We start from the raw sequence: 25,901 nt of genomic DNA, 5'->3' as shown, positions 1-25,901 counted from the left end.
TGCTACGTGCCCGCTTCAGCACCCCGCGCCCGGAAGGATGCGGACGACGCCGCGGGCGGTGGGTCAGGTCAGCGGCGACCGGTGCACAGCGGGTTCGTCGTCCCGGTCGGGTTGCCGTCCGGGTCGCGGACGGGCCTGTAGTCGTCGGGCACGCCGTCGGCGGCGATCACGCACTTGTACGCCGCGACCGCGTCCGTCGGCCGGCGTGTGAGGGTCGGGTCGGTCGTCACGTCCACCGTGTAGAGGCCGAACCGCGGCCGGTAGGACCCCCACTCGTAGTTGTCCGTGAGGCTCCAGTAGCTGTAGCCGATCACCGGGATGCCCTCGGCCATCGCGCGCTGCATCCAGTAGACGTTGTCGCGCAGGTGGTCGCCGCGGCTGAGGCCGTCCGGTCGCGGTAGCCCGTTGTCGGTCGGCATCCCGCTCTCGGAGACGAACAGCGGCAGCTTCGGGAAGCGCTGGTGGTACGTCTTCAGCTGCTCGTACATGGCGTACGGGATCTGCCTCACCGTCCACGGCTTGCCGCCGCTGAGGAGGAACTGCAGGCTCGTGGAGTCCTGGCGGTAGTAGACGTCGATCGCGACCATGTCGATCTTGCCCGCGGCGGCGAAGCGGCCCGTGAAGAGCGCGTCGAGCGTGAGGCTGCCGACCGTCGGGAGGTTCGACTCGCAGATGTTGCTGGAGACCATCGCGTCCGGCCGCGCGGCGTGGATGAGGTCGTAGGTGCGCATGTGCGCCCGCGCCATCCGGTCGGCGACAGTGACGAGGTCGGTCGCGGCGAACTCGCCCTTGGTGATGCCGAAGATCAGGTCGCAGACCGGCTCGTTGAAGGTCAGCCAGTACTTCGTCCGGGCCGCCCAGCGGGGGATGAGCTTCGCGGTGTACGCGACGAAGTCGCCGACGGTCTTCTCGTTCGTCCAGGCGCCCTGGTCCATCACCCAGGCGGGGAGCACGAAGTGGTGGAAGGTCGGCACCGGCTGCATGCCGTGGTCGACGATCGTCTTGACGACGTCGTCGTAGTAGGCCAGCTGCGCCTCGTCGAAGACGCCCGGCTGCGGCTCGACGCACGCCCAGTTGATCCCGAAGCGGAACGTGTTCGTCCCGAGCTTCGCGGCCAGCGCGATGTCCTTCTTGTAGCGGCCGCGGAAGTCGACCGACGTCAGGTACGGCTCCTCGTCCCCGCTGTCGGTGTACCGCTGCCAGTTGCTCGGGCAGGCCTGGCCCTCGCTCTGGAACGCCGAGGACGACACGCCCCAGAGGAAGCGCGACCCGCTCGGCCGGCCCGCGGGCGCGGGGGCCGTGACCCGGAACCGGACGGTGATCGCCTGGCCGGTCGTGGCCCGCAGCACGAGGCGGTAGCGCGCGGCGGTGAGCGCGCGGCCGGCGACCTTCCCGCGGAACGCCAGCCGGTTGCGCCCGGCACGCGCGCGGTGCCGCAGCCGGCCGACGTGCTTCCACGTCGTGCCGGAGCGGCGCTGGACGACGATCGTGACCGTGCCCTTCCGGCGCGCGGTGTAGGCGACGGTGGTGCCGGCGCCGGTGGCGAAGGTCGCCGGCGAGACGCGTGGCTGCTTCAGCGGTGCCGCGGCCGCGCCGTGCGCAGCCGCGGGTGCGACGGCGCCGATCAGCGCAGCGACAGCGACAGCAAGCTTGATGCGGAACGTCGTGCTCTCCATGACCCTGACCGAGCGTAGGCCGGGCGATCGCGCCAGTCACTTCGCAGAACCTCCAACGCTGCACGGCGGTTCTTGTGTGAGTTCCGCAGCTGCAGCTCGTCCTGGCCGACCGGCCGAGGAACCTGACGCAGGCGCGGCGACCGGCGGCCGTGTCTCGCCTTGCGACCGTGAAGGCGGCGATGGGCCACTCGCGTATCACGACGACCGAGCGCTACCTGCACGCGCGCCCGGCGCACGAGGTCGCCGATCGCTTCACGGCCGCCTTCGCGTCGACCCCCGTTCCGCGCGAGCCTGCGGTTGACCAGGCCTGACGGGTGCAGCAACGATCCGCGGGTCTCCGGTGGGCGTCGGACGAACGCCTATGAGAGCCCGGCCGCGGTAGAGCCGTTTCCCGCGCGACAGGTCCGCCGCCCGCCTTGCTCGTAGGGACTTGCCGCTGCACGCGGGTCCGTATGCGCCATCCGCGCGCGCCTTCCGGACGCCCGGCGACCGTCGCGGCGAAAAGTCAGCGAGAGTCGGGCGGCAGATCGGCTCTCGTTCCTGAGTGGAGCGTGCCCCAGACGACGTCCGTCAGCGCCTCGCTCAGCCGCTCTCGCTCGCCTGACTTCTCGTCGCCGAAGAGCTGGTAGAGACCGCGTTCGATCATCCAGATGATCCAGCCGGCGGTCTGCTCCGGATGGATCCGCGAGGCGACGAAACCGTGCTCCTGACCACGCCGCAGGTAGTCGGCGAAGCGCATGATGTGCACGTCGAACATGCGCGCAAAGCCGGCTCGCACCGTCGGCTCCACCCCGCCCGCATCCGAGAGCGCGACCAAGAGCGGCCGGTGTCGCTCGTACAGCGCGGCAACCGCAGTGAGCACGGCGGCGAGCTCGTCGCGGGTGAGCTGGTGGTCGGCGTCCCACCATGGGGACACGACGTCGTGCGAGGCGGCAAAGACATCCTCGGCCAGCTCGATCAGCAGGGTCGCTTGATCGGGGAAGTGGTTGTAGAAGGTCGATCGGGCGATCCCCGTCTCCTGGCAGATCCGTTCCACCGTGAGGTCGGCGAACGGCGTGTCCTTCAGCAACCGGTCGACCGTCCGGAAGACCTTGCGATGCGTGAGCGCCCGCCGGGAGGCGGCCGCGCGCGCGTTCCCCCCTAGCCAGCCGCCGCGGTCCGTGACAGACACCATGTGTCGGGAACATACAGATTGTATGGCCCCTTGGGCGGACTTCGGTTCACGACGTTCAGTCAGCAGCGATCATCGGCCAGAGCAGCGCACCGAGCCGGCCGGCGAGCTCAGCTCCGGACCCGGGGGTCGCGCTGTGGCTTCGCAGCATCCGCTCGGCACCGAGGACGATGAACTCAGCGGCGATCGGCACGTCGAGGTCGGGCCGCAGACCACGTGTCAGCCTGGCGTCCTCCAGCCGCGTCGCGAAGGCATCGATGATCTGTCGGACGCGGTCGTTCCACAGGCCCGCGAGGCGGTCGTCGTAGGCGGCGACCTCGTCGTAGGCGCTCAGCACGGCGGCGTGCCGGGCGAACGCTCCGGTGGCCTGCTCGAGCGCGCTGACGAGGGCATCGAAGGTGAGGGTCTCGGGGGTCGCGATCCAGACGTCGGCGACCTGGGCGACGTCGTCGGTGACGGCGGCCACGAGCTGCGCGAGCAGTTCGGTCTTGTCGCCGAAGTTGACGTAGAAGGCCGAACGGGCGACCCGGGCCTCGTCGCAGATCCGCTGGACGGTCAGCGGGGTGAAGCGCTCGCCGGCGTCGAGCAGCCGGACCGTGGCGGCCAGCACCTCCGCACGGACGGCCGAGCGCGGAGTAGGGCCGATCCGGGTCGGCCGGGACGCGCCGGGCATGGCGCGATCGTAGCCGTCCGCCGATGATGGACATCATGTCCATCATCGGCGTATAGTCGACCCGGGCCGCCGCTGACGCAGCAGCCGATCGCCGACCACCGGGAGCTCACTCGTGCCGTTCTACTCGCCTGTGCAGATGACCTTCCAGCGCGTCTGCGCCTGGTCCGGCGTGGTCTGCGTCGCGCTCTTCTTCACGGCGTTCGTGGTCGCCGGGTTCGTCCCGCCGCTGTCGCCGAACGACTCCGCGGAGAAGATCGCGCGCCACTACCGCGAGCACCAGGTCGCGGTGCAGGTCGGCGGACTGCTGATGCTGCTCAGCGGCTTGTTCTACGCGGCGTTCACGGCGGTGGTGTCCGCGCAGATGCGGCGGATTCCCGGAGTGCACCGGACCGTCGACTACGCGCAGCTCGCCGCCGGGGCCTTTGGGTGCGTGACGTTCCTGATCCCGGCGATGCTGTTCGAGGTGACGGCGTTCCGCCCGGAGCGCGACCCGGCCATGACGCAGCTGCTCAACGACTTCTCGTTCATCTTCCTCGTGATGCCGTGGACGCCGTTCCTGACGCAGAACTGGTCGTTCGCGTTCGCGATCCTGTGCGACCGGCGCGAGCGGCCGCTGTTCCCGCGCTGGCTCGCCTACGTGAACCTCTGGGCGCCGCTGATCTTCTCGCCGTCCGTGCTGCTGCCGTTCTTCCGGACAGGCCCGTTCTCGTGGCGGGGGCTGTTCGTGGTGTGGATCCCGGCGATCGTCTTCATCGCCCAGTTCGTGGTGAACACCTGGATGCTGCTGCGGGCGATCCGCGACGAGCAGGACCAGCAGGTGATCGCCGCCGACGGGGCCGGGAGCATGGACCCGCGGGACGCGCCGGCGCTCACGGCCTGACTAGGCCAGTAGGTAAACCCCTGCAGTCGCGAGCAGCACGACGGCGCAGTACGCCTCGAACATCCCACGGAGCGCGGCAGGGGCGGTGCGGAGGTCCATGAAATAAAGGCCGACGAACCGGACCTTCGCGAGCGCGACGACGAGGATGACCGTGCTGGCGGTCTGATGGTCACCGCCGCCGTGCTCGGTCCCGAGCCGCCACGAGATCAGCGTCGCCGCGATCAGGCCGAACCAGACGATCGTGGCACGCGTCCGCAGCAGATCTCCGGCGGCGCTCATCGCACGAGGTACAGCAGCGGGAAGAGGACGATCCAGAGGAGGTCGACCATGTGCCAGAAGCACGCGCCGCCCTCGACGAACGCGAACTGGTGTCGCGTCAGCGTCGGCCGCCGCGACAGGACGAGCAGTGCCGTGAGGGCGGTCAGGCCGAGGATCAGGTGAAACCAGTGCAGCCCCGTGAGCACGAAGTAGAACATGTAGAAGTCGTTCGTCTGGGCCGTCAGATCGTGGCTGACCTTGGCGTGGTACTCGACGAACTTGAGCACGGAGAACGCGACGCCGCAGGCCATCGCCCCGGCGATCAGCATCGGGGCGCCGCGGATGCCGCGCCTGATCGCGCGGACCGCCAGCACCACGAGCAGTGAGCTGCCGAGCAGCAGCAGCGTGTTGACCGCGCCGTACGTCTGGTCGAGCGTCGCCTGCGACCGCGTGAACAGGTCGGCCTGATCCGCGCGGTAGTACAGGTACGTGACGAACAGCACCGCGAAGATCGTCATGTCACCCAGGATCAGCACCCAGATGCCCGCCTCGCCGGGCACGCGCCGCTCCTGCGCCGGGCTCTCGGCGACGGCGGGCGGGGCCGCGGCGGCCGCCGCCGTCTTCAGCATTCGGACTGGATCCGCGGGTACTTGTAGATCTTGCCGTCGGCGAGGTCATCCGGCCCGAGGACGCGCTGGCCGGCCGTCACGCCGTCACCGGCGGTGCCGGGCTTGGGGTACGGGTTCCAGTTCAGGTCGGCCTCGCTCTTGGTGACCAGACCCGAGTGGATCAGGTCGTATGCGGCGCGGCTGACCTCGGGCGGAAGTCCGACCAGGGTGTTCTCGCTGAGCACGGGCGTCAGGCGCAGCGTGTGGCCGATCGCGTCGTAGGCGTTCGCCGACGAGCTGAGCCCGACGACCGCGTTGTTGATGTCGGCCACGTAGGGCTTGGCGTAGTCCAGCATCGGGTTCACGTCGCAGAGCAGCGAGCGCAGCTGCGGCAGCGCGCCGGCGGCCGGTGAGGAGACCGCCCGGGCCTTCGCCAGCGTGCCCTCGAGCTTCGGAGCGGTGCGGCCGAGCTCGGCCAGGAGCGCGCGGCCGGACGTCGCGGCGGCCGGGAGCTGTCGCGCGGCGGGCCGCACCTGGCGGACAGCGGTGGCGAGGTCCGCGAGGACCGGGGCGGCCTGGTCGCTGAGCGTGCCCAGCGTGCCGGTGCTTGTCCTGACCTGGTCGAGGGTCGACGGGAGGACGTCGAGCAGGTCGCGCAGGCGGTCGTCCTTGTTGGCCACGGCGCGGAGCGCGACCTGGCTCTCGCGGGCGAGGAGGTCGATGTCCGAGCCGCGCTCGCCGATCGTCGCGGCGAGGCTCCCGAGCTGCGTGGTGATCTGCGCGAGCTGCACGCGGTCGAGGGCGAGCCGACGCACCACGCTCCCGCCGTGCTCGAGGGTGCCGCCGGCGCCGCTGACGACCCGGCTCAGGTTCTTCCCCTGGCCGTCGAGGGCGCCGCCCGCGTTGCGCAGCAGCCCGCGCACGCGGGTGCGGGTCTTGCCCTTGAGCACGGACAGGACGTCGTCCACGTCGACGGCCTCCGTCGCCTGGCTCATGGGGATGACGCCGCCGGAGGGGAGTGTCCGGGTCGACGTTCCCCAGTCGATCGAGAGGTAGTTCTCGCCGAGCGCGGTGCGCTGGCGGAGGGCGATCTTCGAGTCGGCCGGGAGTGGGTAGGCGTGGTCGTCGTCGAGGCCGAAGGACACGAGGGCGCCGGCGCCGCGGCGCTCGACGTCCTTGACGGTCCCGACCTCGACGCCGCCGAGGGTGACGCGCGCACCTGAGACGAGCTGGGCGCCGGACGTCGGGACGATCGCCTTGGCGGTGTACGGCGCGCCCTGGCCGGGGAGTCCGTGGCTGATGTTCAGCAGGAACAGGAGGAAGCCGATCATGACCGCCCCGAACGCGAGGACGGTGACGAGGTGACGGCGGACGATCTCGGGTGGGTTCTTCACTTTCCATCCTCCGGACGAGCGGGCCGGCCGGCGATCGGCCTACCCGGGACACAGGCGTCGGGGTTGTACTCCCACGGGTCGTTGAGGATCCCGGTGCTGCCCACGCTGGCGACGACGTTGCCGCGCGGCGATGGGCCTCGGACGTCGCCGTACTTGGCCATCGAGGCGTCCCACTGGAAGAAGCCGTTGATACCGGTGTGGCAGCCGTCGGCGGTCTTCACCACGTGGTTGATCGTCCCGGTCTGCGGACGCAGTCGGCTGACGGCGGTATCGAGGTCACGCGAGAGCGGCACGAGTGCGTCGCTGAGCGGGACGAGCTTCTGCACGGGCGTGCGGAGGGCGCGCACGGCGGGGCCGGCCGTCGTCGTCAGGCGCCGCACGGTCGCCAGCGAGTCCGGGAGCTTCTTTGCGACCGGCTGCAGGTCGTCGACGGCCTGGTCGACGTCGCCGATGACGCCGTGTACGGCGGCGAAGCTGGTCTGCACGGCGCTGACAGTGCCCGGCAGCTGCCGCAGCGTCGCGTCGAGGGCGCCCTGGTTCGCCTGCAAGGTCTGGAGCGTCGCGCTGCCCTCGCCCAGCAGGGTGCGCAGCTGGGTGTCGCGCAGGCCGAGCTCCTTGGTGAGGACGCCGACGTTGTGCACGAGCCGCTTGGTCTGCGGAGCGCGGGTCGAGATCTGGTCCGTCAGCTGGGCCGCAGACTGCAGCAGCGGGACGAGCTCGACGAAGGCCTGGCGCAGCCGTAGGCCGCGGCCGTCGAGGCCGTTGCCGAGTTGGTCGAGCAGGGTCCGCAGGCGCACGCGCGTGTCGCCGTGGAAGACCTGCAGCACGTCGCTGACCTTCACACCGGTCCGCGTGTTGCCGGCCGCGATCGGCGGCCCGTTCTGCGCCTGACCGGCGGCGGCGGTCCCGCGGTCGGTGATGTTCAGGTACATGTCGAGCAGCGCCGTGTTGGGGCGGAGCTCGGCGCGCGCGTCGCGGTAGATCTTGCCGTACTTGGCCTGGATCTTCGCCGTGACGACGGGCTGCCCGTCGACCATCTCGACACTCTGGATCTTGCCGGCGGGGATACCGCGGTAGCGGACCTCGTCGACGCCGCCGCCGACGACGGCCGTGGCGTCGTCGACCGCGAACTTCACCGTGTACGACTTCGTCAGGGAGATGCGGCTGACGTTCATGACGATGAACGCGGTGGCAGCGACGGCGACGAGCATGCCGGCGACCACGACGAGCGACGGCTTGGCCGAGCGCTTGGCCTCGAGCTTGAGGCGTTCGCGGGAGACGCGCCGGCGGGTGAACCGATCTTCGATGTCGGTCATCGGCCGGCCTTTCCGGGAAGCGGCTTGTACGACAGCAGTGTCTTGAGCGAGTCCTGCAGGCTCTGGCACTCGACGTACTTGGCCTTGTCGGGGTTGTTGATGTAGGTCTGGCACGGCAGGGCGAACGAGGCGCTGCCGGCGGTGACGGGGAAGCGGACGAAGTGGCCGTTCTGGTCCTCCTGGCCGCCGATGCTGGCCAGGCCGTTGATTCCGGGGCCGACGGCCTGGGAGACGGTCAGCCCGGTCCCGGAGTCCGGGGTGGCCAGGAACGGCAGCAGCGACTTGTCGACCCGGTCCAGGCTCGGGATCAGGTCGGTGATGAGCGGCAGCCCGTTCCTGGCGGCGGCCGCGAGCCGGGTCGCCGCGGGCCGGAGGCTGGCGAGCAGCGGCCGAGCGCGCTGGAGCGTGGTGTCGGCGCCCGCGACGACCGGACGCAGACCTGAGACGGTCGGGGCGACCTGGGCAGCCGACCGGTCGAGCGTCCGGACGAGCGGGTCGAGCTTGGTGACGGTGGTGTCCAGGTCGGTGAGCGTGGTGTTGGTCTGGCGCATCGCGGCGGGCGCGCGGGTCAGGACGGCGCGCAGGTCGGCCTGCCGTGCGGCCGTGGTCTGCATCAGCGACGCCGCGCCGGAGATCACCGTCCGCAACTGGTTGGTCGGCGTGTCCAGGGCCTTCACCGTGTTCGAGGTCTCGGTGAGGAGGGTGCGGATGTCGTTCTCCGGGTCCTGTCCGCGGACCGCACCGAGGGCGGTCCCGATCGACGGTGCCGTGTCGCTCAGGGTCTGCAGCGCGTCCGTCGTGGTCGACGGGTCCTTCAGCGTGTCGGCGAGGCCGCCGGGTAGGGCCTTCAGGCCGCGCTCGGGAGCGCCGCGGACCACCGACGCGACATCGTCGAGCTCGACCTGGGAGAACGTGCGGTCCTCCGGAATCGCCGCGTCGCCGAGCGGGGCGGCGCCGTCGGTTCCGCGGTCGACGTCGACGTAGAAGCGGCCGCCGAGGAGCGAGCCGAAGCGCAGCCCGGCCTGCGCGTCGCTGTAGACCGGGCCGGCGTCGTCGTCCAGCCGCATCGAGACGGTGGTGACGCGCGCTCCCTCCTTGCGCGCGACGCCGTCGACCTCGCCGACCTTGACGCCGTCGATGCGGACCTCGTCGCCGTCGCGCAGCTGCTTGGAGTCGGCGAAGTCGGCCCGGACCACGCGGTCGGGCTTGCCGCTGAAGAGCGAGTGGATCTGGCCGGTGAAGGTCACAGTCAGCAGGACCAGGACGACGCCGAAGGCGGCGAGGCCGAGGGCTGCGTCCTTGTCGCCGAGTCGCGGACGGGAGGTTCTCGTGGACGCCATGTGGTCCTCTACTTGCCTGCGAGGGTCGTGGTCGGGTATTCGCTCGGCCCGAAGCGGCAGGGCGCCGGGTAGGCGTTCCGCGTCGGGGTGCCGGGCTTCGGCGTGATGCCGCCGGTGCCGCTGAGGACCTCGGGCGACGGGACGACCGCGGCGCGGAACATCATCGTCGGGCCGCCGGGTCCGCTGCCGTTGATGCCGAAGCCGGTCATGCTGCGGAACGTCGTCCAGAGGTTGATGAAGTCACACCCGGAGGGGGCGAGCTCGTCGAGGATCGGGGAGGCCGTCTTCAGCGCGTGCTCGGCCTTCGGGAGGACCGGCGGGATCGCCTTGGTGAGCTTGAGGACGGCCGGGACGGTCTCGTCGGCCTCGCTCAGCAGCGAGCGCGTGCGGTTCAGCGGCGTGGGCGCCTCGCGGAGCAGCGCGGCCGTACGGCGCAGGCCGGCGGGCACGGTCGGCAGCGTCCGGTGGGCCGCGGTGGCCAGGGCGTCGGCGGAGCGCAGCAGACGGCGTCCCCGCGCCAGGCCCGAGTCGGCCGCGGTCAGCGCGCCGGGCGCCTTCTCGAGCGTCTCCCGGACGGCGTCGCGACGGTCGATGAACGGCTGGACCGCGTCGGCGAGCGGGGGCAGCGTGGCGGCGATGTCCCTGCGCGAGGCATCAAGCGGGGTCATCCCCCGGTTCAGCGACGGGACGAGCTCGGCCAGCTGCGTGCCCGGAGCCAGGAGCCGGTCGCGCAGGCCGAAGAACGGCGTGGTGGTCAGGGCCGCCGAGTGCAGGCCGCGGCTGAGCTGCTCGCCGCTTCCGAGCATGCCCTGGCCGAGGGTGTCGACGGTCGTGCCGAGTCCGCCGCGTGCGCCGGCGTCGAGCGTCTCCAGGGTCTCGGGGACGCCGAAGCTGAGGACGTCCTCGCGGGTCCTGATGGTGGACCCGTCCGCCATCGTCGCGCCGTCGCCGCTCGTGGCGGCGGGGATCAGCTGTACGTAGCGGGCGCCGAGCAGGCCGTTGGCGCGGATCGCTGCGGTCGTCCCGGCGGGGAGCTCGACGTCGGGCTCGAGCTGGACCTTGACCTGGGCCTGACCGTCGGCGGTCACGTCGGTGCTCTTGACCTGGCCGACGCGGACGCCCGCGATGCGGACCGGGTCGTGCACGTTCAGGTACCCGACCTTGGGGACGTCGACGTAGACGGTCTTGTAGTCCCGGCCGGGGACGCCGTTGTACGAGCTGATGCCCAGCGCGATGAGCGCCGCCGCGGCCGCCAGCGTGGCCAGGCCGGAGAGGAGCACGCGGCGGACCGACGGCGTGTCGCGGCGCGGTCGCCGCAGGCGCGAATTGGCAGGGCTGCGGCTCATGGCTTCAGGAGGTAGTCGAGGAGGGCGGAGACGGACGAGCCACGTTGCGCGCCGGTTTCGGCGGCGGGTGGCTTCGGCTTGTTCTTGAGCACGCCGAGGAGCCCGTCGACGGTGTCGTTCACGGTCTTGGAGATGTCGGGCAGCTTCAGCTGCGGCGTCTTCATCGGTGCCGGCGCGGCAGGTGTGGGCGCCGCCGCTGCGGACGGCGCCGAGGCCTGCTGCTTGACGGCGGCCGTCTTCGGCGAGCTCTTCTTGCGCTTGCGTGGCGACGGGTTCCCGACGAGCCGGTTGAGGGCGTAGTCGAACGTCTTCGGGCTGACCGAGGCCTCGGCCCGGAAGACGTGCGAGAGACCGTCACGGAGCTGCACCGCGCGGGACCAGTTCTCGACGGTGGCGAAGAGGTTCTCGGTGCTCTGGTCGAGGATCTTCGAGACGGGCGCCAGGTCGTTCGCCGTCTGCGCGAGCGCCCTAAGCGTCGGGACCGTCCGCTTCAGGACGGGGGTCGCGCCGGTCGCCAGGCGCGTGAGCGTCGGCGAGACGTCGGTGATCTCGGCGAGCGTCGGGTCGGCCGCCTTGCGGAACGGCTCGAGCTCGTCGAGGGTCGCGCGCAGGCTCGGCGCGGACCTGCTGATGTCGCGGGCGGCGGGACCGAGCGGCTCGGTGGTCTGCTGCAGCTCCGCGAGGAACCCCTGGAGCTGGCCGAGCGTGCCGGGTGCAGCACGTAGGGTCTTGGCCAGGGCGGCGCGGCGGGCGGCGACCGTCTTGGCGGTCTGGCCGACGCTGTCGATGACGCGGGTGATCTGCCGGCGTTGCTGGGTGAGCTCGGCGACGAAGCGGTCGCTGCGCTGCACGAGGTCGCCGACGGTCTGCGTGTCGACCGTTGCGCGCTGTACGACCTGCCGGAGGCCGACCATCGCGGTTGGGAACTCCTCGAGCAGCTTGATGAAGTCGCCCTTGCGGCCGGTGAAGGCCGTGCCGGCCTCGTTGATGAGCACGCCGAGTCGGGCGCGTGTCCCGGTGTCCAGGACGTCGAGGACCTGGTCGAGATCGGTCGAGCGGGTCACGCGGCGCGACGGGATGCTCGTGCCGCTGGGGGCGGGGCGGTCGCGGTCGCCCGGGTCGAGCTCGACGCGCTTCTGACCGAGCAGGTTGACCGAGGCGATGGCGAAGCTCGCGTCGCGGCCGACGGGCCCGCGGTCGTCGTCGAGCTTCAGCTCGACGCGGACGCGGTCGGTCTCCTTGTCCAGCGACAGCTTGACCTTGCCGGCGTGCACCCCGCCGATGACGACGTCGGCGCCGCTCCGCAGCCCCGCCGCGTCGGTGAGGTTCGCGGTGAGCGTATAGCGGTCCTCGTCGCCCCCGCGGGTCACGAGCACGAGCGCGATCAGGGCGACGACGGCCAGCGTTGCGAGGCGTGGAGCGCTCATCAGCGGCCTCCCTTTCGGCTTTCGGGGTCCTTGGCCGGGTCGACCGCGTCGAGGCCCGCCTTGCACTCGGGCAGGTACCAGGGCTGTCCGGCGAGGGCCCCGGGTGGGCGCGGCATGCCGTAGCGGATCCCGGGGAACAGCTTCACCGCGGTCTCGGTGTCGTAGTCCATGACGTTCGCGGGGGCGAACGGCAGCAGCTGGATGTTCGCGCGGACGTACCGGTCCTTGCCGTCGTAGCCGCCCGTGAAGCTCCCCCAGTTCGTGAAGAACGAGATGATCTCGGGCGTGTAGGGCCGCACGCAGTCGAGCTCCTTTGACGTGCGCTTCGCGATCGACTCGATCTGCGGCGCCCGCTCGGTCAGCTTCTGCAGCAGCGGGTTCACGTCTGGCGTCGCGCGCCGCGCGGTGCGAAGCGTTCCGGTGGCCTGCGGCGCGACGGTGGTGACGGTCGTGATCAACCGGTTGAGGGGGCGCGCCAGCCGGCGCACCTCCTGCACGCCCGGGGCGAGCTTGGCGACGACGGTGCCCGTGCGGCGCAGCGTCGGGTCCGCCTTGGCGAGGGTGTCGCGGGCGTGCGTGAAGGTCCGTGGTGCCTCGTCGAGTGTCTGGCCGAGCTGCTGCTCGCGGTCGGCGAGCGCGCGCATCGTGGTCGCGGCGCCCGTGACGAGCTGACCGATGTCGGGCTCGGCGGTGTCCGCCGCGTTGATGACGCGGCTGCCGGAGCGCAGGATGCTGCTCAGCCGCAGGCGCCCGGCGTCGATGTCGGTGAGCAGCGCGTCGGCCTGGTCCAGGGCCTCCGGGCTGCGCTTCAGGCTGCTGCGCAGCGCGGGCCGTGCCTGCGTCAGGGTGGCGCCGGCGTTGTCGAGGAACCGCGTGAAGCTTGCGCGGGTCGGCTTGTCGAAGGTGCCGAGGAGCTGGTCGAACTCGACCGGCACCGCGAACTGCGTGGCGGCCAGCTGCGCACCGTCGGACAGCTCGGTCTGCGCGCGGCCGCGGGTGAGCGCGATGTAGCGGTCGCCGAACTTCACGGTGCCGCCCCACCGCAGGAGGAAGCGCGAGTCGGTGGGCAGCGGCCAGGCCGCGTCGTCGATGTCGAGCTCGAGCTCGGCGCCGCGGCCCCGGCCGATCGCGACCGACTCGATACCGGCCACGTGGCCGACCTGGACGCCGCCCTCGCGGATCTTCTGCCCGTTGATGACGTTCGTCGCGTCGGCGATCCGCACGACGACGCGGTGGCTGTCGTCGCCGCCGCGGGCGACGAGGACGACGGCGAAGAGCACGGCGAGCGCGATCGCGGCGGTGATGGGCCTGAGGAGGGTCATCGCGCTCACTCAGCCGCCGATCGGGAAGAAGTTGCCGCTGCCGTACCAGAACATCACCCAGAACATGTCGACGATCCCGACGATGACGAGGTTGACGATCACCGATCGGGCGACGGCCTCGCCGACGGCCGCGGGACCGCCGCTGGTGCGCAGGCCGTAGAAGCACGACGCCAGTCCGGTGAAGAGCACGGTCGTCGCGGCCACCACCAGGACGTAGAGGCTGTCGCTGAGCGTCTGCGTACCCCAGTGGAACTGCTCGAGGCCGGCGCCGGTGAGGCCCTGCAGGACGATGACCGCCTCCAGGTACTGGCCGGCGAAGAGCCCGACGATGGTCAGGGCGGTGCCGATCGGGATGAACAGCAGCGACGCGATCAGGCGCGTGCCGACGACGTACATCAGCGGATCGACGCCGCCGGACTCGAGCGCCGAGATCTCCTGGTTGATCTTCATCGCGCCGAGCTCGGCGACGAAGCCGCCGCAGACCTTGGAGACGAAGACGTACCCGAACATGCAGACCGCGGCGACGCGCAGGGTCAGCGCCGTCCCGATCCCGGTGAAGTCGGTCGCGCCGAGCGCCTTCAGGAGGAAGTAGATGAAGTTGACCGTCGAGATGCCGATCAGCATCTGCATGACGACGAGCAGCACCGACGTCGCCGGGATGATGATCGCCGCCTGGCGCATCACCTCCGACGTGTAGCCGACGCTCCGCGGCAGCACCTTCAGGACGCGGCCGCTGAACCGCAGCAGCTCGCCGCCCTCGCGCAGGACGCCGACGACGGCCGATGGCTTGCGGACCGGCGCCGTCACCGGCGCCGGCGCGGCCGGGGCGCCCGGCTCTCGATGGGGGGAGGATGCGATCGCCATGGCTAGCCCTTGAAGTTGGTGAGCGCCGGGAAGAAGCTCAGGTACGCGACGTTGAAGATCGAGTTGATGACCCAGATGCCGAGGAAGACGAGGACGACGTTCTGGTTCACGGCGCGGCCGACGCCCTCGGTGCCGCTCTTGGCGGTCAGGCCCTTGTGGCAGGACATGACGCCGGTGTAGGCGCCGATCAGGACGAACTTGGTGACAGCCGCCCAGAGGTCGCCGCTCAGCGTCGAGTGGACCATCGAGTCGAGCACCACCCCGGGGGCCGCGTCGATGAAGAGCGGCGCTCCGAGGTAGGTCACCACCCAGGTGGTCAGGATCGCCAGGAGACCAAGCAGCGGGCACGCGATCGTGGCGGCCACCACCCGCGGGACGACGAGCGCCCGCGTCTGCTCGACGCCGAGCACGGTCAGGGCGTCGAGTTCCTCGCGGTTCTTCCGCGCGGCGAGGTCGGCAGTGATGGCGCTGCCCGCGACCCCGCCGAAGATCATCGCGGCGACCCAGATCGCCGGCTCGCGGGTGAATCCGAGGATCAGTCCGCCGGGCATGCGGTCGACAGCGCCGAGCAGCTCGAGGAACCCGCCGAGGAGGAAGAACGCGAACCCGAGGACCCACGTCGTCATCGAGATCGTCAGCGGCAGGGCACAGCGGCGCAGGACCTTCGAGGTCTCGATGATCGCATCGCCGATCCACGGGAACGGCGGCGTGAGGGCGTAGCGGAACGTGCGCACGGCAAGGGACCCGACCTGGGCCGAGGAGCTGACGAACTCGTACAGTCCGCTCTCGATGAGCACTTCGCGCACGTTGCGTGGCGGCCGGCGCACGAGGTGCGCAGGCGGTTGTGGTAGACCCATCCCGGTCATCCCTCCCTCTCGAACTCACTGACCGGACAGACTGTCCGGTCCTCCCTTACATTAGCCTAAAGAGACAACGTCCCCTATGTCAAGCGACCAACCCAGAACTGGTGCGCGGACGGCGAAGAAACGAGCGCCGCGGCGCTCGACCGAGCAGGTCCGCGGGGCGATCCTCGCGGCGGCCGCCGAGGAGTTCGCCCAGCACGGCGTCGACGGCGCGACCATGCGCGCGATCGCGGCCCGCGCGAAGGTCACGATGTCGGTGTTGCACCGGCAGTTCCCGACCAAGCAGGAGCTGTTCTCGGACATCCTCGTCGCGCCGCTGCTGGGTTTCCTGTCCGACTTCCCTGCCGCCTGGCGGCGCCAGGCGGAGCGTCCGTGGAGCGACGAGCGGCTCAGCCGCGAGCTCATCGAGCTGCTCGTGGTCAACCTGCAACACCACCGCACGGCGGTGCTCGGACTCGTCAATGCAGCCGCCGAAGGCGACGCGGCGACGCTCGAGCAGCTGCGGCCCATGCTCGCCACGACGCTCGACCAGCTCGCGCACATCGGGCGCGAGGAGGCGGCGCGGAGGCCGAGCATCTCGGCGGACGACGTCCCTACGACATCGCTGCTCGCGCTGGCGACGATCATCGGCCTCACGCTGATGCAGCCGCTGCTGCCCGAGGATCGCCCGGAGGCGCACGATCCCGTCCCGGACGAGGTCGTCGAGGCGATCTCGCGGTTCGTCCTGTACGGGGTCGGGATGCATCCGCCGCGGCGCACGGACTGACCTCAGGCGTCCATGCCGAGTGGGCCGACGGTGTTGCCTGCGAGGAACTGCCGCACGAACGGCGTCTCGGACGCGAAGACGCGCTCGGCCGGACCGTCCTCGAGCACGGTGCCCTGCCACACCAGTGAGATGTGGTCGGCGATCAGGCGCGCGAGCGGCACGTTGTGGGTGACGACGACCATCGTCCCGCCGTAGCGCGCGTGCTGCTCGACGAGCAGCTCCCCCAGGAGCGCGGTGCGGACCGGGTCAAGACCGGAGTCGGGCTCGTCCACGAGCAGGATGCCGGGGCTCAGGACCATGCCGCGCGCGAGGCCGGCGCGCTTCTTCATCCCGCCGGAGAGCTCACCGGGCATCTTGCCGGCGGCGCCGCTGAGGCCGACGCTGGCCAGGTGCTCGTCGACGACCTCCTTGATCTCGATCTCGGTGAGGTCGGTGTGCTGGCGCAGTGGGAACGCGACGTTGTCGTAGATGTTCATCGACGAGTAGAGGGCGCCGTCCTGGAACATCACGCCGATGCCGCGGCGGAGTAGCAGCAGGTCGTCCCGGCGCATGCTCCCGAGCGAGCTGCCGCGGATGAGCACCTCGCCGGCGTCGGGCTGCTGGAGCCCGATGACGTGCTCGAGCAGGACGCTCTTGCCGGTGCCGGACGGGCCGAGGATGATCGAGATGACGCCTTCTGGGATCGCGATGTCGATGCCGCGCAGGACGGAGTTCTGGCCGAAGCTCTTGTGCATCGCGCGGGTCTGGATCGCGAGTAGGTCCGGGTCCGCGCCGCCGGCCGGGAAGGCGGCGGCGGGACGCGCGATCCCGTCCCCATCCCCCTGCTGTGCCGCGCGGTCGGCGAGCAGCGTCCGCAGGATCACGTCGACCCGCAGGTACTGGCGTACCGGTCCGCTGGTCTTGACCTCGCCCGCGCAGACCGCCAGCGGCAGGTTGATCTCGCCGCGGGCCATGCGGGCCAGGTCGTCCGGGTCGAGGGTGATGACGATGTCGGCGTCGCGGCCGTCGGTGACGGCCGTCGTGCCATCGAGATCGAGGCCGACGCGCTCGCCGCTTGCGTCGTCGATGAAGGCGATGCTCGCGTGCGCACGCCGCAGGCGGGTCACCGCTGGGTCACCCGTGCCCAGGACGTCGTCCAGGGCATGGCGAAGCCGCTGGATTGCCGGTGCGCTCGCCATACGGGTGGTGGTCTCCTCGCCGGTCATCGGGGTTCTAGGCGGGGACGGCCGCGGGGCGCGGCGCGGAAGAGGCGCGGGTCAGTGCCTCGTGGAGCTCACGCGCGGCGCGCTCGCCGGCGACCGTGGCGGTGTTGACGTTGCCGGACGAGTTGTAGGAGCCGGCCAGATGGATGCGGCTGCTGCGGTCGCGGGTCGAGTGGAAGCGGCCGAGCTTGCGGTACAGGCCCGGGTGGCTGTACACGAGCACCGGGTACCAGCGGTTGACCCGCATGAACTCGATGTCCTCGTGCAGGTTCGGGATCGCCTTCTCGGCGTCGCCGATGATGTTGGCCAGCACCGTCTCGTCGTCGTTCTCGATGTTCTCGACCGCCCACTCGTTCGTGGTGAAGAGCGTGCACAGGCCCTTGTCGTCCGGGCAGCGGCCGGCGACCTTGTTGTGCTCGAGGATCAGGGCGAAGAGGCCCTCTGAGACAGGTCGTGGGACGACCACGAACGACGACTTTGCGGCGGGCCTGCGGCTGAGCGCGAGGTTGATCGAGATGCAGCTCGTGTAGTTCAGCTCGCGGAGGAACTGCGCGCGCTCCGGCGCGAGGCCGGGGACGAGGTCCGGGACGCGGTTGCCCATCGAGCTCACCACGCACCCGGCGCCCGTCTCGGTGTGGTCGCCGCTCGCGTCGGTGTAGCTGACCTGCACGCCGTCAGCGGTGTCGATGATCTCCTTGACCTCGACGCCGAGGCGCACGTCGTCCAGGCCGGCGGCGAGCGCCTCGGGGAACTGCGAGTAGCCCTCCTTGAACGCGTAGAGCTTCGAGCCCAGCACCTTCTGCCAGAGGAAGAAGAACTCGACGGCAGAGATCATGCTGCCGGGCACCCCTGCCCCGCCGCGAACGACGGGGTCGATGAGGTAGTCGTAGAGCTCGCCGTCCAGACCGCGGCGCGTCGCGTACGCCTCCGGGGTCTCCATGTCGTAGGCGCTCGCGACCGACAGGTCCTCGTAGGAGAGGACCTTCCGCAGCTTGAAGGCGTCGAGCGCCAGACGACCGGCCTTCAGCTTCGCCCGCGGCGAGAGCAGCTTCGTCCGCACGGCGTCGAGCGCGAGCCGGTTGGCGCGGAGCAGGTGCATCTCGCCATCGCGCATGAAACCAAGCGTGGAGTCCGCCTGCAGCAGCTGGTCGGTGAGACCGGCCTCATGGACCAGCGCCATGACCGACGCATAGGCCTCGGGCAAGATCGTGGTCCCGGCCTCCATCAGGAAGCCGTCCTGCTTGACGGTCAGCAGCTGCCCGCCGACACGGTCGCGCTCTTCCAGGACGACCGGGTCGTACCCACGCTGCTTCAGCCGCCAAGCGGCCGCGAGTCCTGATGGTCCGGCGCCGACGACGAAGATCCGACCGTTCGTGGACATGGCGCGAACATACCTAGTGTCGGCATGACATACAAGTTGTATGGCAAAGAGAGCTGGTGTCCGAAATGCGTGGAGGTGCGCCTACGCGCCCGCCGACGAGCACCCGCCCGTCTCTGGACGTCCGTAGGAAGGCGGATCGTTCGGCGGATCTCCGCCGGAGAGGGACCGCTCAGCGGCAGCCGGCGTACAAGGTGCGCCAGATGATGTCCGTAAGGCTCTCGACCCAGCGGTCGACGGCGCCTGACTCGGCGAGGCTGACGGACTGGTAGAGGCCCCGCTCGAGCATCCACACGACCCAGGTCGCTGTGTGTTCCTGATCCAGCTCGGCCGCGACGCTTCCGTCCGCCTGACCCGCCGCGATGTGCGCACCGAGCCGCGCGATCGTGTCGGTCATCAGTGCTCCGTAGGTCGCACGGATGTCCTCGTCGTACGCGGCCGCCTCGGCGACGGCCCGCAGCAACGTCTTGTGCTCGAGGTACGCGAGCACCGACGGCCGAAGCGCCTCGCGGAGGTCGTCCCGCGTCATGCTCGACGGAGCGTCCCACCAGGCGAACCCGGCCTGCGAGATCTCGCTGGTGATGTCCTTGACCATCGCCTGCAGCAGTCCGGACTTGCTCTCGAAGTACGAGTAGAACGTCGCGCGTGAGACGTCGCCCGCACGGATGAGCCGCTCGACGCTGAAGTCCGAGTAGCTCTCCCCGGCCTCGATCAGCTCCTCGACGACACGGACGAAGTGCGCAGTGAGGAGCGCATGGCGCTCGGGTGTCTCGAGTCTCAGCGGGTTCCGTGCCACTCTGCCAGTCTACGTCCCATACAAGTCGTATGGCCACACGCTCGCGCAGAATCGGGATCCCCACGGCTTGGCTGTCGCAATCGACCGCGGACCGCGAAGCCTGGGGGCGGAGACGGCGGGGCGGCGGGGTCCGGAACGTGCGGCGGAAGAGTGGTTTCTAAGTCGTCGCCTCGTTCCTCGGCTCTGCCCGCCTATCGGCCGTCCGAGGACCCTCGCTGCCGGCTGAGCTACCGCGATGCGAGGCCGATCCGGCCGCGTGCCTCCTGCTGAGAACCGTGACACTTGCGTGACCGGCCGACGGCACCGCTCAGGTGGACCTGCATCCCCCGGGCCACCCGAGACGGGAAACACGGTCAGCTTCACCTGGCCGGTCTCCGCTCCCACCGGACAGCGACACAGCACAAATCCCAAAACAGACCAGATGCACGAGGTGCCGGCCACAGCGATCACACAGCGGGACACAGCGCTGCTGTCGGCCTGATGCATCCGCGCGCGAGCTGCGCGTGGCCCTTAGAGACCGAGCGCCTGTCGCGCGGTGCTGACCTTCATGACCAGGCGGCTGGAGTCGTGGATCGGGAGGAAGTCGTGGTGGCGGTAGAAGCGGTGCGCGGCGTCGTCGATCGCGTCGACGGCGATGAGGCGTCCGCCGGCCTCCCCGGCGGCGACGACGATGCGCTCGAGCGCGTCGAGCAGGAGCTGCGATCCGAGGCCTTGCCCGTGCAGTGTGTGGTCGAGCGCGAGCCGCGCGATCAGGTAGCCCGGGATCTGGCTGTAGCCGGCGCTCAACGAGCGTGAAGGGAGTTCTGCTCGTGTGAACTGTGTCGGCGCGATGGCGTGGAACGCCACGACGCCGTCGGCGCTCGGCGGTGTCCACACGGTCGTGTGCGCGGTCCCGGCAGCGTGGGCCCGGTGAGCGCCGTCGCGCAGCCAGCGGTCGAGCGCATCGTTGCCCGACCTGAAGGCGCTGAGGTCATGGCCGACCTGAAGCGGACCGGACGACCAGGGCTTCACGCGCGACGGTAGCGGCGCCGAGCGCCGGCGGCACGCGCAAGCCGCGGTGCGTCGTCGGCGTCGTCGAGCGCGGCGACGAGGGCGTCGAACTGCGCGCCAGGCATCAGCGTCTGGTCCGCCCGGCCCAGCACCCGGTCGGCTTCCTGCGTGGCGGCGCCGAGCACGAAAGCCGAGATCGACAGATCCTGCGCCTTCGCGGCGCGAGCGATCCGCTCCTCGCTCTCGGGATCGGCACGCATCTCGATGCGCTTGGTTCTCGTGGCCATACTCAGATCGTACGGTGTTTGTCCGGTGTCACCAAGCGCATCGAGCGGGGCGAACGACCACCGGGAGACGGAACGGATCCGTGTCACCGGCACCCTGTGCATATAGCCTGTTCTTGCTTTGGCCGTTCCTGACCGCAGGTCAGCACAGGGGGCTTGGCGTCGGGCCTCACGGGCTCGTTCGCGGTTCCTGGAACGACGCTCGCTGCTTTGGTCGCGCCTCGCAAGCAGGGTGAGCTGGAGTGCTGGTGACGCTGGCCCAGTCGGCGCAGCGGACGTCGTGACGAGAGCGGTCGCAGGACGTGCTGCTGGACACAGAAGGTCAGATCCTGGCGGCAACCGAGGTTCTCGGACGGCTGTGAGGCGGGCTGAGCCGAGGAACGAGGCGACGACTTAGACGCCAGAGGTCCGCCGCGGTTCTTGCCCCCGTCGCCCCGCCGTCTCTGCCTCCACATCTTGCTACCCGACGGCCGCGTGCGACAGCTACGCGCGCATCTGACGTGCTCGCGTCGCCTTGCTCATAGTGGGCCGCTTGTCAACGAGCCGGAGGACCACACCATGCACCCCGCGACCACGGCGGACACCGTCGCCAGCAGTACGCCTGACCCGATGATGCACGACGTCGCAAAGGGCAGCGCATGACCAAGCCCAAGCTCACCGGCACCCGCCCGCGGCTGGGCGCGCAGCCCGGCGGCCCCGGGGTCCCTGTTGGCGCCGTGTACACGCAGCTCGCTGCCGGCGGACAACTCCGAACCGTCGCCATCGACCAGATCGACCCGGACCCCGGCCAGGCGCGCCGGACGTTCGACCCGGACGCCCTTGCGACCCTGGCGGCGTCGATCAGCGAGCTCGGCGTCCTGCAGCCCCCGCTGGTCACCACGCTGCGCGGCGGCCGCTATCAGCTCATCGCAGGTGAACGGCGCTGGCGCGCGGCGAAGCTCGCCGGCGTCACCGAGCTGCAGGTCCTTGTCCGCGACCAGGTCGACGTCGCCCTCGCCGCCCTCGCTGAGAACCTGCAGCGCGAGGACCTGGATCCGATCGACGAGGCCACGGCCTACGCCCGCGTGATCCGCGAGCACGCCATCACCATCGCCGAGTTCGCCCGTCGCCTCGGCCTCAGCCGTCCCGCGGTGAGCAACGCGCTTCGCCTGCTGGAGCTCTCAGAACCGATCCAGCACCACCTCCGCAGCCGACGCCTCAGCAAGCGTCACGGCCGTGAGCTGCTGAGCGAAGCGGATCCGGTCCGCCGGGAGGAGCTCGCGCGCCAGGCGGCGGACGGGGAGTGGACGGTCCGCCGGCTCGCCGTCGCGATCGCGCGGACCTCTCGGCCGGCGGGAGCGACCCCGGGCGATGAGCGCGCCGCTCGCGCGACGGCTGTGCTGAGCGCTCACTTCGCTCGTCAGACGGTCGTCCGTCGCGCGGGGAACGGTTACCGGGCCACGATGACCTTTGCCACCCCGGACGAGCTCGACGCGTTCGTCGCCGAGCACGCTGGCCAGGCCGGGCAGCTGTGGTGATCCGCAACCTGTACGTCGTGAAGCGGTGCGGGTCACGGCGGCCGACCGTTCCCCGGGGAACGCGAGCGGAGAGGCCGTGCACCTGGCTCGTTGCGCGACCGGCGACCCTGGACTCGCTGTAGGGATATGGCGCTCGACTCCAGACAGATCCGCACCGCCTCGAGAGAACCCGGCCCGGCTGCCGGGCGCCGTCCGGATGTCACCGCGCGCCCGGGCCGCAACCTGACCAGGACCGACATCATGACCGCCGCCGAGGTGGCCGAACTGCTCACCGTCGCCACGACGACGGTCTACGAGTGGGCTCGCAGCGGAACCATTCCTGCCCTCCGGAGAGGCCGTGTCATCCGCTTCCGGCGCTGGGAGATCGAGGCGTGGATCGCCGGCGAGCTTGACCGGCCTGACATCGACTGAGTGCTGCCGACGGACGCGGCCTGAGGCGGACGCACACGCGGTCGCAATCGCATGACCTGAGCGCGTCCGCTGGCTTCAGCGGACCGCTCGCGACCTCCGGCCTGCAACCGCACGAACCGGGCGATCCGTGATCGAAAAACCAGACGGTTGTTACCTTTTGCTGTTACCTTTTCGGTACGCAGCCGTACTTTGTTCGTCTTCGGAAAGACGAAAGCCCCGCGATATGCAGGGCTTTCTTGAGGCGGGAGCGACGGGACTCGAACCCGCGACCTCCGGCGTGACAGGCCGGCGCTCTAACCAACTGAGCTACGCCCCCAAGCAACCAGGACAAGATACCCGACGGTGCCGCTGTCGCGCTTTGCCGTCCCCCGCCGCCAGTCCGTGGCAGCGGCTCGACGGGAGCCCGGGGAGGGCTGTTCCGCGGCGTGACTGGCTACGCAGCCAGTTCACCCGCTAGCCTCGCCGTCGTGTCGTCGCTCACCGGACCCGCGCCCCTGAAGACCAGCCCGCTGCGCAAGATCGCGCGCGACATCCGGTACGAGCGCCGCGCGACCGTGCCGTACCCGCCCGGCGAGACCCGCTTCAGCATGACCCGCACGCGCCGGTTCGCCGAAGATCCGCTGCCGGTGCTGCTGGAGGCCTACGAGAAGCACGGCCCGGTCTTCACCGTCCGGATCCTTCACGGCAACTCGGTCTTCCTGCTCGGGCCTGAGGCCAACCACCACGTGCTGGTGTCGAACGCGGCCAACTTCTCCTACCGCGAGGGCTACTACTCGGACCTCTTCCCCCTGCTCGGTGACGGCCTGCTGACGATCGACCGCGAGTTCCACCGCCGGTCGCGCCGGATCATGCTGCCCGCGTTCCACCGCCAGCAGATCGCCGCGTCGATCGCGACGATCGACGAGGAGGTCGACCGCGCGCTCGTCCCGTGGCGCGACGGCCAGAAGATCGACCTCTACGAGTGGACGCGGGAGCTGGCGCTGCGGATCGCGATGCGGGCGCTGTTCGGCCTGCGCAACGAGACGGCGCCGCAGGCCGCGGTCGACTTCGAGCAGGCGCTCGGCTTCTACGCGGCCGATTACCTGCTGCAGGCGCTCCGCGGTCCCCGGACGCCGTGGGCGCGGATGAAGGCCGCCCGCGCCCGGCTGGACGTGCTGATCTACGGCGAGATCCGCCGTCGGCGCGCGAGCGGTGAGCGCGGGACCGACATCCTGAGCCTGCTGCTCGACGCGGAGGACGAGGCGGGCGCGTCGCTGAGCGAGGCCCACATCCGCGACGAGGTCATGACCCTCCTGTTCGCGGGCCACGACACGACCACGTCGACGATCTCGTTCCTCTTCTACGAGCTGTCGCACAACCCCGAGCACGCGGCGGCCCCGATGGGCCAGCTGATCGACGAGACGCTGCGGATGTACCCGCCGGCGTGGATCGCGCCGCGCCGCGCGCTCGGCGAGTTCGAGGTCTGCGGGCAGCGCGTCCCGGCCGGCGCCGCCGTCAACTACTGCTCGTGGGCGAGCCACCACCTGCCCGACGTCTGGCCGGACGCCTGGCGGTTCGACCCCGCGCGCTTCACGCCGGCGGCCAAGGAGGCTTTGCAGAAGGGCGCCTACGTCCCGTTCGGCGGCGGCTCGCGCACGTGCATCGGGATGCGGTTCGCCCAGGCCGAGGTGGACGTCATCGGCCGGCGGATCCTCGAGCGGTGGCGGCTAGACCTCGACCCGGGCTACGTCCTGGCGATCCGTCAGATGCCGACGATCTCGCCCAAGCACGGCATGCCGATGACCGTGCGCGCGGCGTGAGTCACTCGGCCGTATGGGCCGTCCAGTTGTCCCCGTCCCAGTAGCGCAGTCGCTGCTCGCCGCGCGGGTCGGCGTACCAGCCGGCTGTGGCTGACGCCGGCGAGGCGGACGCTGGGAGGTGCCGTTCCTCGGCCTCCGGCGCCATGCCGGCGCGGACCACGAACGAGGACGCGATCTGGTCGCCCACGCGCTGGTGACGCTGCGTGCTCTGGGCGACGATGAAGCCCGTCAGCCCCGGGAGGAAGTACGGGAAGCCGTCGACGACCCAGGTCAGGCTGCGCACGACGCCGCGCGCGGCGCCGATCCGTCCGCCGTCCTTGCCGACCACCCGCACGCCGGCGAGGAGCTTCCCGGGCGTCCAGCCGGTCAGGCCGGGCAGCACGCCGAGGTACAGGAGCCAGGCGACGCCGACGAGGATGCCGAACAGCGTCGCGCTCGACCCCTCCAGCAGCCAGCGCTCGTCGTTCACCTCGAGGTTCAGGGTGCTGGAGCTGGTCGAGATGGTCTCGCTCGGCACCTTGTCGGCCGTCACGACGAACAGCGTGATCGAGACCACCCACAGGAGCAGCCCGTCGAGGAGGAAGGCCGCCACCCGGCGGCCGACGACGCGGGTCGGTTCTGGCATCGCCGCCGACAGTATCGTGCGCCCGGTGGAGCGCCGAGCGACTGCGGACATCGTGGTTCCCGTGGCGGCTTCGGCGGACGGGCTGCGCGCGGTTCTCGCCCGCATGCGGGCCATCGAGCTGGGGCCGGGCGACACGCTGACGGTGGTCGACAACCGCGGCGTCGGTGTCGACGAGCCCGACGTCCTCGTGGCCGCTGCCGTGGCCACGTCCTACTTCGCCCGGAACGCCGGCGCGGCGCGCGGGAGCGCGCAGTGGCTCGTGTTCCTGGACGCCGACGTACGGCCGCCCGCCGACCTCCTGGACCGCCTCCTGGCGGACCCCGTCCCGGACGCGGCCGTCGGAGTGATCGCGGGCGGCGTCCTCGACGACCCGGTCGGGGCGCGCGGGCCGGCGGCGGCGCGCTTCGCCGAGCTGCAGGCGACGATGGCGCAGGACGCGACGTTCGACCGTGGCCGCTGGGGCTTCGCGAAGACCGCGCACGCCGCGGTCCGCCGCGAGGCGTTCGACGCGGCCGGGGGCTTCCGGCCGCTCGTGCGCTCCGGTGGGGACGCCGATCTCTCATGGCGGATCCGCGACCTGGGCTGGACGCTCGACCACCGGCCCGCCGCTGCGGTGGTCCACACGAGCCGGACCACCATCCCGCGCATGCTCGCGCAACGGTTCCGGCACGGGTCCGGAGCCGCCTGGCTGGACCGCGAGCATCCCGGGTCGCTGCCCCCGCGGCGCTGGCCGGGGCTGGTCTGGTGGGGTGCGCGGCGCGCGGCCGCCGGCCTGGCCGCAGCCGCGAGGCGCGACCGGGACGCCGCAGTCCTTGGCCTGCTCGACGGGCCGGCGGTGTGGGCGTTCGAGCTCGGCCGCCGGGTGCCGAACCGGCCCCGGCCCGGTCGCGGGCGGCGCTGACCACGGTCGGGCCGCCGGGCGCGCCCCCCGTCTGACGTCCAGTTTTGGTCGTTCCCGCAGCCAAAATTGGACGTCAGACGGTGGCGGTCCGCGC

General features: G+C 70.8%; 26 protein-coding genes and 1 tRNA gene. 7 read left to right on the top strand and 20 right to left on the bottom strand.

Features of this window, described 5'->3' with window-relative positions; genetic code table 11:
* Positions 1–68: 68 nt before the first annotated feature.
* Positions 69–1,676 carry a family 1 glycosylhydrolase gene (locus DSM112329_RS01790; RefSeq protein WP_354700090.1) on the bottom strand — a complete coding sequence of 536 codons (1,608 nt, stop codon included), beginning with the start codon at positions 1,674–1,676 and terminating at the stop codon, positions 69–71.
* A 149-nt stretch (positions 1,677–1,825) separates the two neighbouring features.
* Here DSM112329_RS01790 and DSM112329_RS01785 point away from each other — a divergent pair, with 149 nt between their 5' ends.
* Positions 1,826–1,987 (top strand): hypothetical protein, encoded by a 162-nt coding sequence (locus tag DSM112329_RS01785; RefSeq protein WP_354700089.1) that lies wholly within the window; start codon positions 1,826–1,828, stop codon positions 1,985–1,987.
* A 194-nt stretch (positions 1,988–2,181) separates the two neighbouring features.
* Here DSM112329_RS01785 and DSM112329_RS01780 read toward each other — a convergent pair whose 3' ends face one another.
* The gene (locus DSM112329_RS01780; RefSeq protein WP_354700088.1) at positions 2,182–2,745 is read right to left on the bottom strand and encodes a TetR/AcrR family transcriptional regulator; all 564 of its coding nucleotides are present in this window, start codon (positions 2,743–2,745) and stop codon (positions 2,182–2,184) included.
* Between the two features lie 160 nt (positions 2,746–2,905).
* The gene (locus DSM112329_RS01775; protein WP_354700087.1) at positions 2,906–3,520 is read right to left on the bottom strand and encodes a TetR/AcrR family transcriptional regulator; all 615 of its coding nucleotides are present in this window, start codon (positions 3,518–3,520) and stop codon (positions 2,906–2,908) included.
* Between the two features lie 136 nt (positions 3,521–3,656).
* On the opposite strand from DSM112329_RS01775, the gene DSM112329_RS01770 reads away from it, so the two are divergent.
* Positions 3,657–4,400 carry a hypothetical protein gene (locus DSM112329_RS01770; RefSeq protein ID WP_354700086.1) on the top strand — a complete coding sequence of 248 codons (744 nt, stop codon included), beginning with the start codon at positions 3,657–3,659 and terminating at the stop codon, positions 4,398–4,400.
* On the opposite strand, the gene DSM112329_RS01765 is transcribed toward DSM112329_RS01770, so the two are convergent.
* From DSM112329_RS01765 to DSM112329_RS01720, 10 genes are read right to left on the bottom strand one after another with little or no spacing between them, the layout of a single operon-like run.
* Complete coding sequence (locus DSM112329_RS01765; RefSeq protein ID WP_354700085.1) at positions 4,401–4,679, bottom strand: cytochrome C oxidase subunit IV family protein; 279 nt, start codon at positions 4,677–4,679, stop codon at positions 4,401–4,403.
* A complete protein-coding gene (locus DSM112329_RS01760) occupies positions 4,676–5,287 on the bottom strand; it encodes a cytochrome c oxidase subunit 3 (RefSeq protein WP_354700084.1) in 612 nt (203 codons plus the stop codon). The genes DSM112329_RS01765 and DSM112329_RS01760 overlap by 4 nt, the downstream gene beginning before the upstream one ends.
* A complete protein-coding gene (locus DSM112329_RS01755) occupies positions 5,281–6,660 on the bottom strand; it encodes an MlaD family protein (RefSeq protein WP_354700083.1) in 1,380 nt (459 codons plus the stop codon). The genes DSM112329_RS01760 and DSM112329_RS01755 overlap by 7 nt, the downstream gene beginning before the upstream one ends.
* Positions 6,657–7,976, bottom strand: a complete 1,320-nt coding sequence (locus tag DSM112329_RS01750; protein WP_354700082.1) for an MlaD family protein — start codon at positions 7,974–7,976, stop codon at positions 6,657–6,659. Before DSM112329_RS01750 ends, DSM112329_RS01755 begins: the two co-directional genes overlap by 4 nt.
* Positions 7,973–9,316: an MlaD family protein gene (locus DSM112329_RS01745; protein WP_354700081.1), complete on the bottom strand. Its 1,344-nt coding sequence runs from the start codon at positions 9,314–9,316 to the stop codon at positions 7,973–7,975. Before DSM112329_RS01745 ends, DSM112329_RS01750 begins: the two co-directional genes overlap by 4 nt.
* 8 nt (positions 9,317–9,324) lie before the next feature.
* On the bottom strand, positions 9,325–10,662 hold the full coding sequence (locus DSM112329_RS01740; RefSeq protein ID WP_354700080.1) for an MlaD family protein: 1,338 nt from the start codon (positions 10,660–10,662) through the stop codon (positions 9,325–9,327).
* Entirely contained in the window at positions 10,659–12,089 is a 1,431-nt protein-coding gene (locus DSM112329_RS01735) for an MlaD family protein (protein WP_354700079.1), read from the bottom strand. Before DSM112329_RS01735 ends, DSM112329_RS01740 begins: the two co-directional genes overlap by 4 nt.
* Complete coding sequence (locus DSM112329_RS01730; RefSeq protein WP_354700078.1) at positions 12,089–13,411, bottom strand: MlaD family protein; 1,323 nt, start codon at positions 13,409–13,411, stop codon at positions 12,089–12,091. The genes DSM112329_RS01735 and DSM112329_RS01730 overlap by 1 nt, the downstream gene beginning before the upstream one ends.
* Positions 13,412–13,420: 9 nt before the next feature.
* A complete protein-coding gene (locus DSM112329_RS01725; protein WP_354700077.1) occupies positions 13,421–14,275 on the bottom strand; it encodes an ABC transporter permease in 855 nt (284 codons plus the stop codon).
* A gap of 2 nt (positions 14,276–14,277) precedes the next feature.
* Positions 14,278–15,081 carry an ABC transporter permease gene (locus DSM112329_RS01720; RefSeq protein ID WP_354700076.1) on the bottom strand — a complete coding sequence of 268 codons (804 nt, stop codon included), beginning with the start codon at positions 15,079–15,081 and terminating at the stop codon, positions 14,278–14,280.
* Between the two features lie 136 nt (positions 15,082–15,217).
* Here DSM112329_RS01720 and DSM112329_RS01715 point away from each other — a divergent pair, with 136 nt between their 5' ends.
* The gene (locus tag DSM112329_RS01715; protein ID WP_354700075.1) at positions 15,218–15,904 is read left to right on the top strand and encodes a helix-turn-helix domain-containing protein; all 687 of its coding nucleotides are present in this window, start codon (positions 15,218–15,220) and stop codon (positions 15,902–15,904) included.
* Between the two features lie 2 nt (positions 15,905–15,906).
* Here the strand turns inward: DSM112329_RS01715 and DSM112329_RS01710 are convergent, their stop codons facing one another.
* The 5 genes from DSM112329_RS01710 to DSM112329_RS01690 all read right to left on the bottom strand — a co-directional run bounded on the left by DSM112329_RS01710 (position 15,907) and on the right by DSM112329_RS01690 (position 20,650).
* Complete coding sequence (locus tag DSM112329_RS01710) at positions 15,907–17,109, bottom strand: ATP-binding cassette domain-containing protein (RefSeq protein ID WP_354700074.1); 1,203 nt, start codon at positions 17,107–17,109, stop codon at positions 15,907–15,909.
* Positions 17,110–17,116: 7 nt separating this feature from the next.
* On the bottom strand, positions 17,117–18,487 hold the full coding sequence (locus tag DSM112329_RS01705; RefSeq protein WP_354700073.1) for an NAD(P)/FAD-dependent oxidoreductase: 1,371 nt from the start codon (positions 18,485–18,487) through the stop codon (positions 17,117–17,119).
* A gap of 169 nt (positions 18,488–18,656) precedes the next feature.
* Complete coding sequence (locus DSM112329_RS01700) at positions 18,657–19,280, bottom strand: TetR/AcrR family transcriptional regulator (RefSeq protein ID WP_354700072.1); 624 nt, start codon at positions 19,278–19,280, stop codon at positions 18,657–18,659.
* Between the two features lie 510 nt (positions 19,281–19,790).
* On the bottom strand, positions 19,791–20,291 hold the full coding sequence (locus DSM112329_RS01695) for a GNAT family N-acetyltransferase (RefSeq protein ID WP_354700071.1): 501 nt from the start codon (positions 20,289–20,291) through the stop codon (positions 19,791–19,793).
* Positions 20,288–20,650, bottom strand: coding sequence for a DUF1778 domain-containing protein (locus DSM112329_RS01690; protein WP_354700070.1), 363 nt, complete (start codon positions 20,648–20,650; stop codon positions 20,288–20,290). The genes DSM112329_RS01695 and DSM112329_RS01690 overlap by 4 nt, the downstream gene beginning before the upstream one ends.
* A gap of 542 nt (positions 20,651–21,192) precedes the next feature.
* Between DSM112329_RS01690 and DSM112329_RS01685 the strand changes: the two genes are divergently transcribed.
* Complete coding sequence (locus DSM112329_RS01685; protein WP_354700069.1) at positions 21,193–22,071, top strand: ParB/RepB/Spo0J family partition protein; 879 nt, start codon at positions 21,193–21,195, stop codon at positions 22,069–22,071.
* Between the two features lie 126 nt (positions 22,072–22,197).
* Positions 22,198–22,482, top strand: a complete 285-nt coding sequence (locus DSM112329_RS01680; RefSeq protein ID WP_354700068.1) for a helix-turn-helix domain-containing protein — start codon at positions 22,198–22,200, stop codon at positions 22,480–22,482.
* Between the two features lie 242 nt (positions 22,483–22,724).
* On the opposite strand, the gene DSM112329_RS01675 is transcribed toward DSM112329_RS01680, so the two are convergent.
* Positions 22,725–22,798: transfer RNA gene (locus tag DSM112329_RS01675), tRNA-Asp, on the bottom strand.
* 151 nt (positions 22,799–22,949) lie between these two features.
* On the opposite strand from DSM112329_RS01675, the gene DSM112329_RS01670 reads away from it, so the two are divergent.
* The gene (locus DSM112329_RS01670) at positions 22,950–24,281 is read left to right on the top strand and encodes a cytochrome P450 (RefSeq protein ID WP_354700067.1); all 1,332 of its coding nucleotides are present in this window, start codon (positions 22,950–22,952) and stop codon (positions 24,279–24,281) included.
* Position 24,282: 1 nt separating this feature from the next.
* Here DSM112329_RS01670 and DSM112329_RS01665 read toward each other — a convergent pair whose 3' ends face one another.
* Positions 24,283–24,906: an RDD family protein gene (locus tag DSM112329_RS01665; RefSeq protein ID WP_354700066.1), complete on the bottom strand. Its 624-nt coding sequence runs from the start codon at positions 24,904–24,906 to the stop codon at positions 24,283–24,285.
* A 25-nt stretch (positions 24,907–24,931) separates the two neighbouring features.
* On the opposite strand from DSM112329_RS01665, the gene DSM112329_RS01660 reads away from it, so the two are divergent.
* Positions 24,932–25,807 (top strand): glycosyltransferase family 2 protein, encoded by an 876-nt coding sequence (locus tag DSM112329_RS01660; protein ID WP_354700065.1) that lies wholly within the window; start codon positions 24,932–24,934, stop codon positions 25,805–25,807.
* Positions 25,808–25,901 lie beyond the last annotated feature (94 nt).

It is taken from the genome of Paraconexibacter sp. AEG42_29, assembly GCF_040581415.1.
Classification (GTDB): Bacteria; Actinomycetota; Thermoleophilia; order Solirubrobacterales; family Solirubrobacteraceae; genus Paraconexibacter.
This window is presented reverse-complemented; position numbering and strand designations above follow the sequence as displayed.

Excerpts from the sequence above, each read along its gene's own strand:
- DSM112329_RS01790 (WP_354700090.1), bottom strand. The coding sequence starts at position 1,676 with ATGGAGAGCACGACGTTCCGCATCAAGCTTGCTGTCGCTGTCGCTGCG.
- DSM112329_RS01775 (WP_354700087.1), bottom strand. The coding sequence starts at position 3,520 with ATGCCCGGCGCGTCCCGGCCGACCCGGATCGGCCCTACTCCGCGCTCG.
- DSM112329_RS01770 (WP_354700086.1), top strand. The coding sequence starts at position 3,657 with ATGACCTTCCAGCGCGTCTGCGCCTGGTCCGGCGTGGTCTGCGTCGCG.
- DSM112329_RS01765 (WP_354700085.1), bottom strand. The coding sequence starts at position 4,679 with ATGAGCGCCGCCGGAGATCTGCTGCGGACGCGTGCCACGATCGTCTGG.
- DSM112329_RS01760 (WP_354700084.1), bottom strand. The coding sequence starts at position 5,287 with ATGCTGAAGACGGCGGCGGCCGCCGCGGCCCCGCCCGCCGTCGCCGAG.
- DSM112329_RS01750 (WP_354700082.1), bottom strand. The coding sequence starts at position 7,976 with ATGACCGACATCGAAGATCGGTTCACCCGCCGGCGCGTCTCCCGCGAA.
- DSM112329_RS01745 (WP_354700081.1), bottom strand. The coding sequence starts at position 9,316 with ATGGCGTCCACGAGAACCTCCCGTCCGCGACTCGGCGACAAGGACGCA.
- DSM112329_RS01740 (WP_354700080.1), bottom strand. The coding sequence starts at position 10,662 with ATGAGCCGCAGCCCTGCCAATTCGCGCCTGCGGCGACCGCGCCGCGAC.
- DSM112329_RS01735 (WP_354700079.1), bottom strand. The coding sequence starts at position 12,089 with ATGAGCGCTCCACGCCTCGCAACGCTGGCCGTCGTCGCCCTGATCGCG.
- DSM112329_RS01730 (WP_354700078.1), bottom strand. The coding sequence starts at position 13,411 with ATGACCCTCCTCAGGCCCATCACCGCCGCGATCGCGCTCGCCGTGCTC.
- DSM112329_RS01725 (WP_354700077.1), bottom strand. The coding sequence starts at position 14,275 with ATGGCGATCGCATCCTCCCCCCATCGAGAGCCGGGCGCCCCGGCCGCG.
- DSM112329_RS01715 (WP_354700075.1), top strand. The coding sequence starts at position 15,218 with ATGTCAAGCGACCAACCCAGAACTGGTGCGCGGACGGCGAAGAAACGA.
- DSM112329_RS01710 (WP_354700074.1), bottom strand. The coding sequence starts at position 17,109 with ATGACCGGCGAGGAGACCACCACCCGTATGGCGAGCGCACCGGCAATC.
- DSM112329_RS01705 (WP_354700073.1), bottom strand. The coding sequence starts at position 18,487 with ATGTCCACGAACGGTCGGATCTTCGTCGTCGGCGCCGGACCATCAGGA.
- DSM112329_RS01685 (WP_354700069.1), top strand. The coding sequence starts at position 21,193 with ATGACCAAGCCCAAGCTCACCGGCACCCGCCCGCGGCTGGGCGCGCAG.
- DSM112329_RS01680 (WP_354700068.1), top strand. The coding sequence starts at position 22,198 with ATGGCGCTCGACTCCAGACAGATCCGCACCGCCTCGAGAGAACCCGGC.
- DSM112329_RS01665 (WP_354700066.1), bottom strand. The coding sequence starts at position 24,906 with ATGCCAGAACCGACCCGCGTCGTCGGCCGCCGGGTGGCGGCCTTCCTC.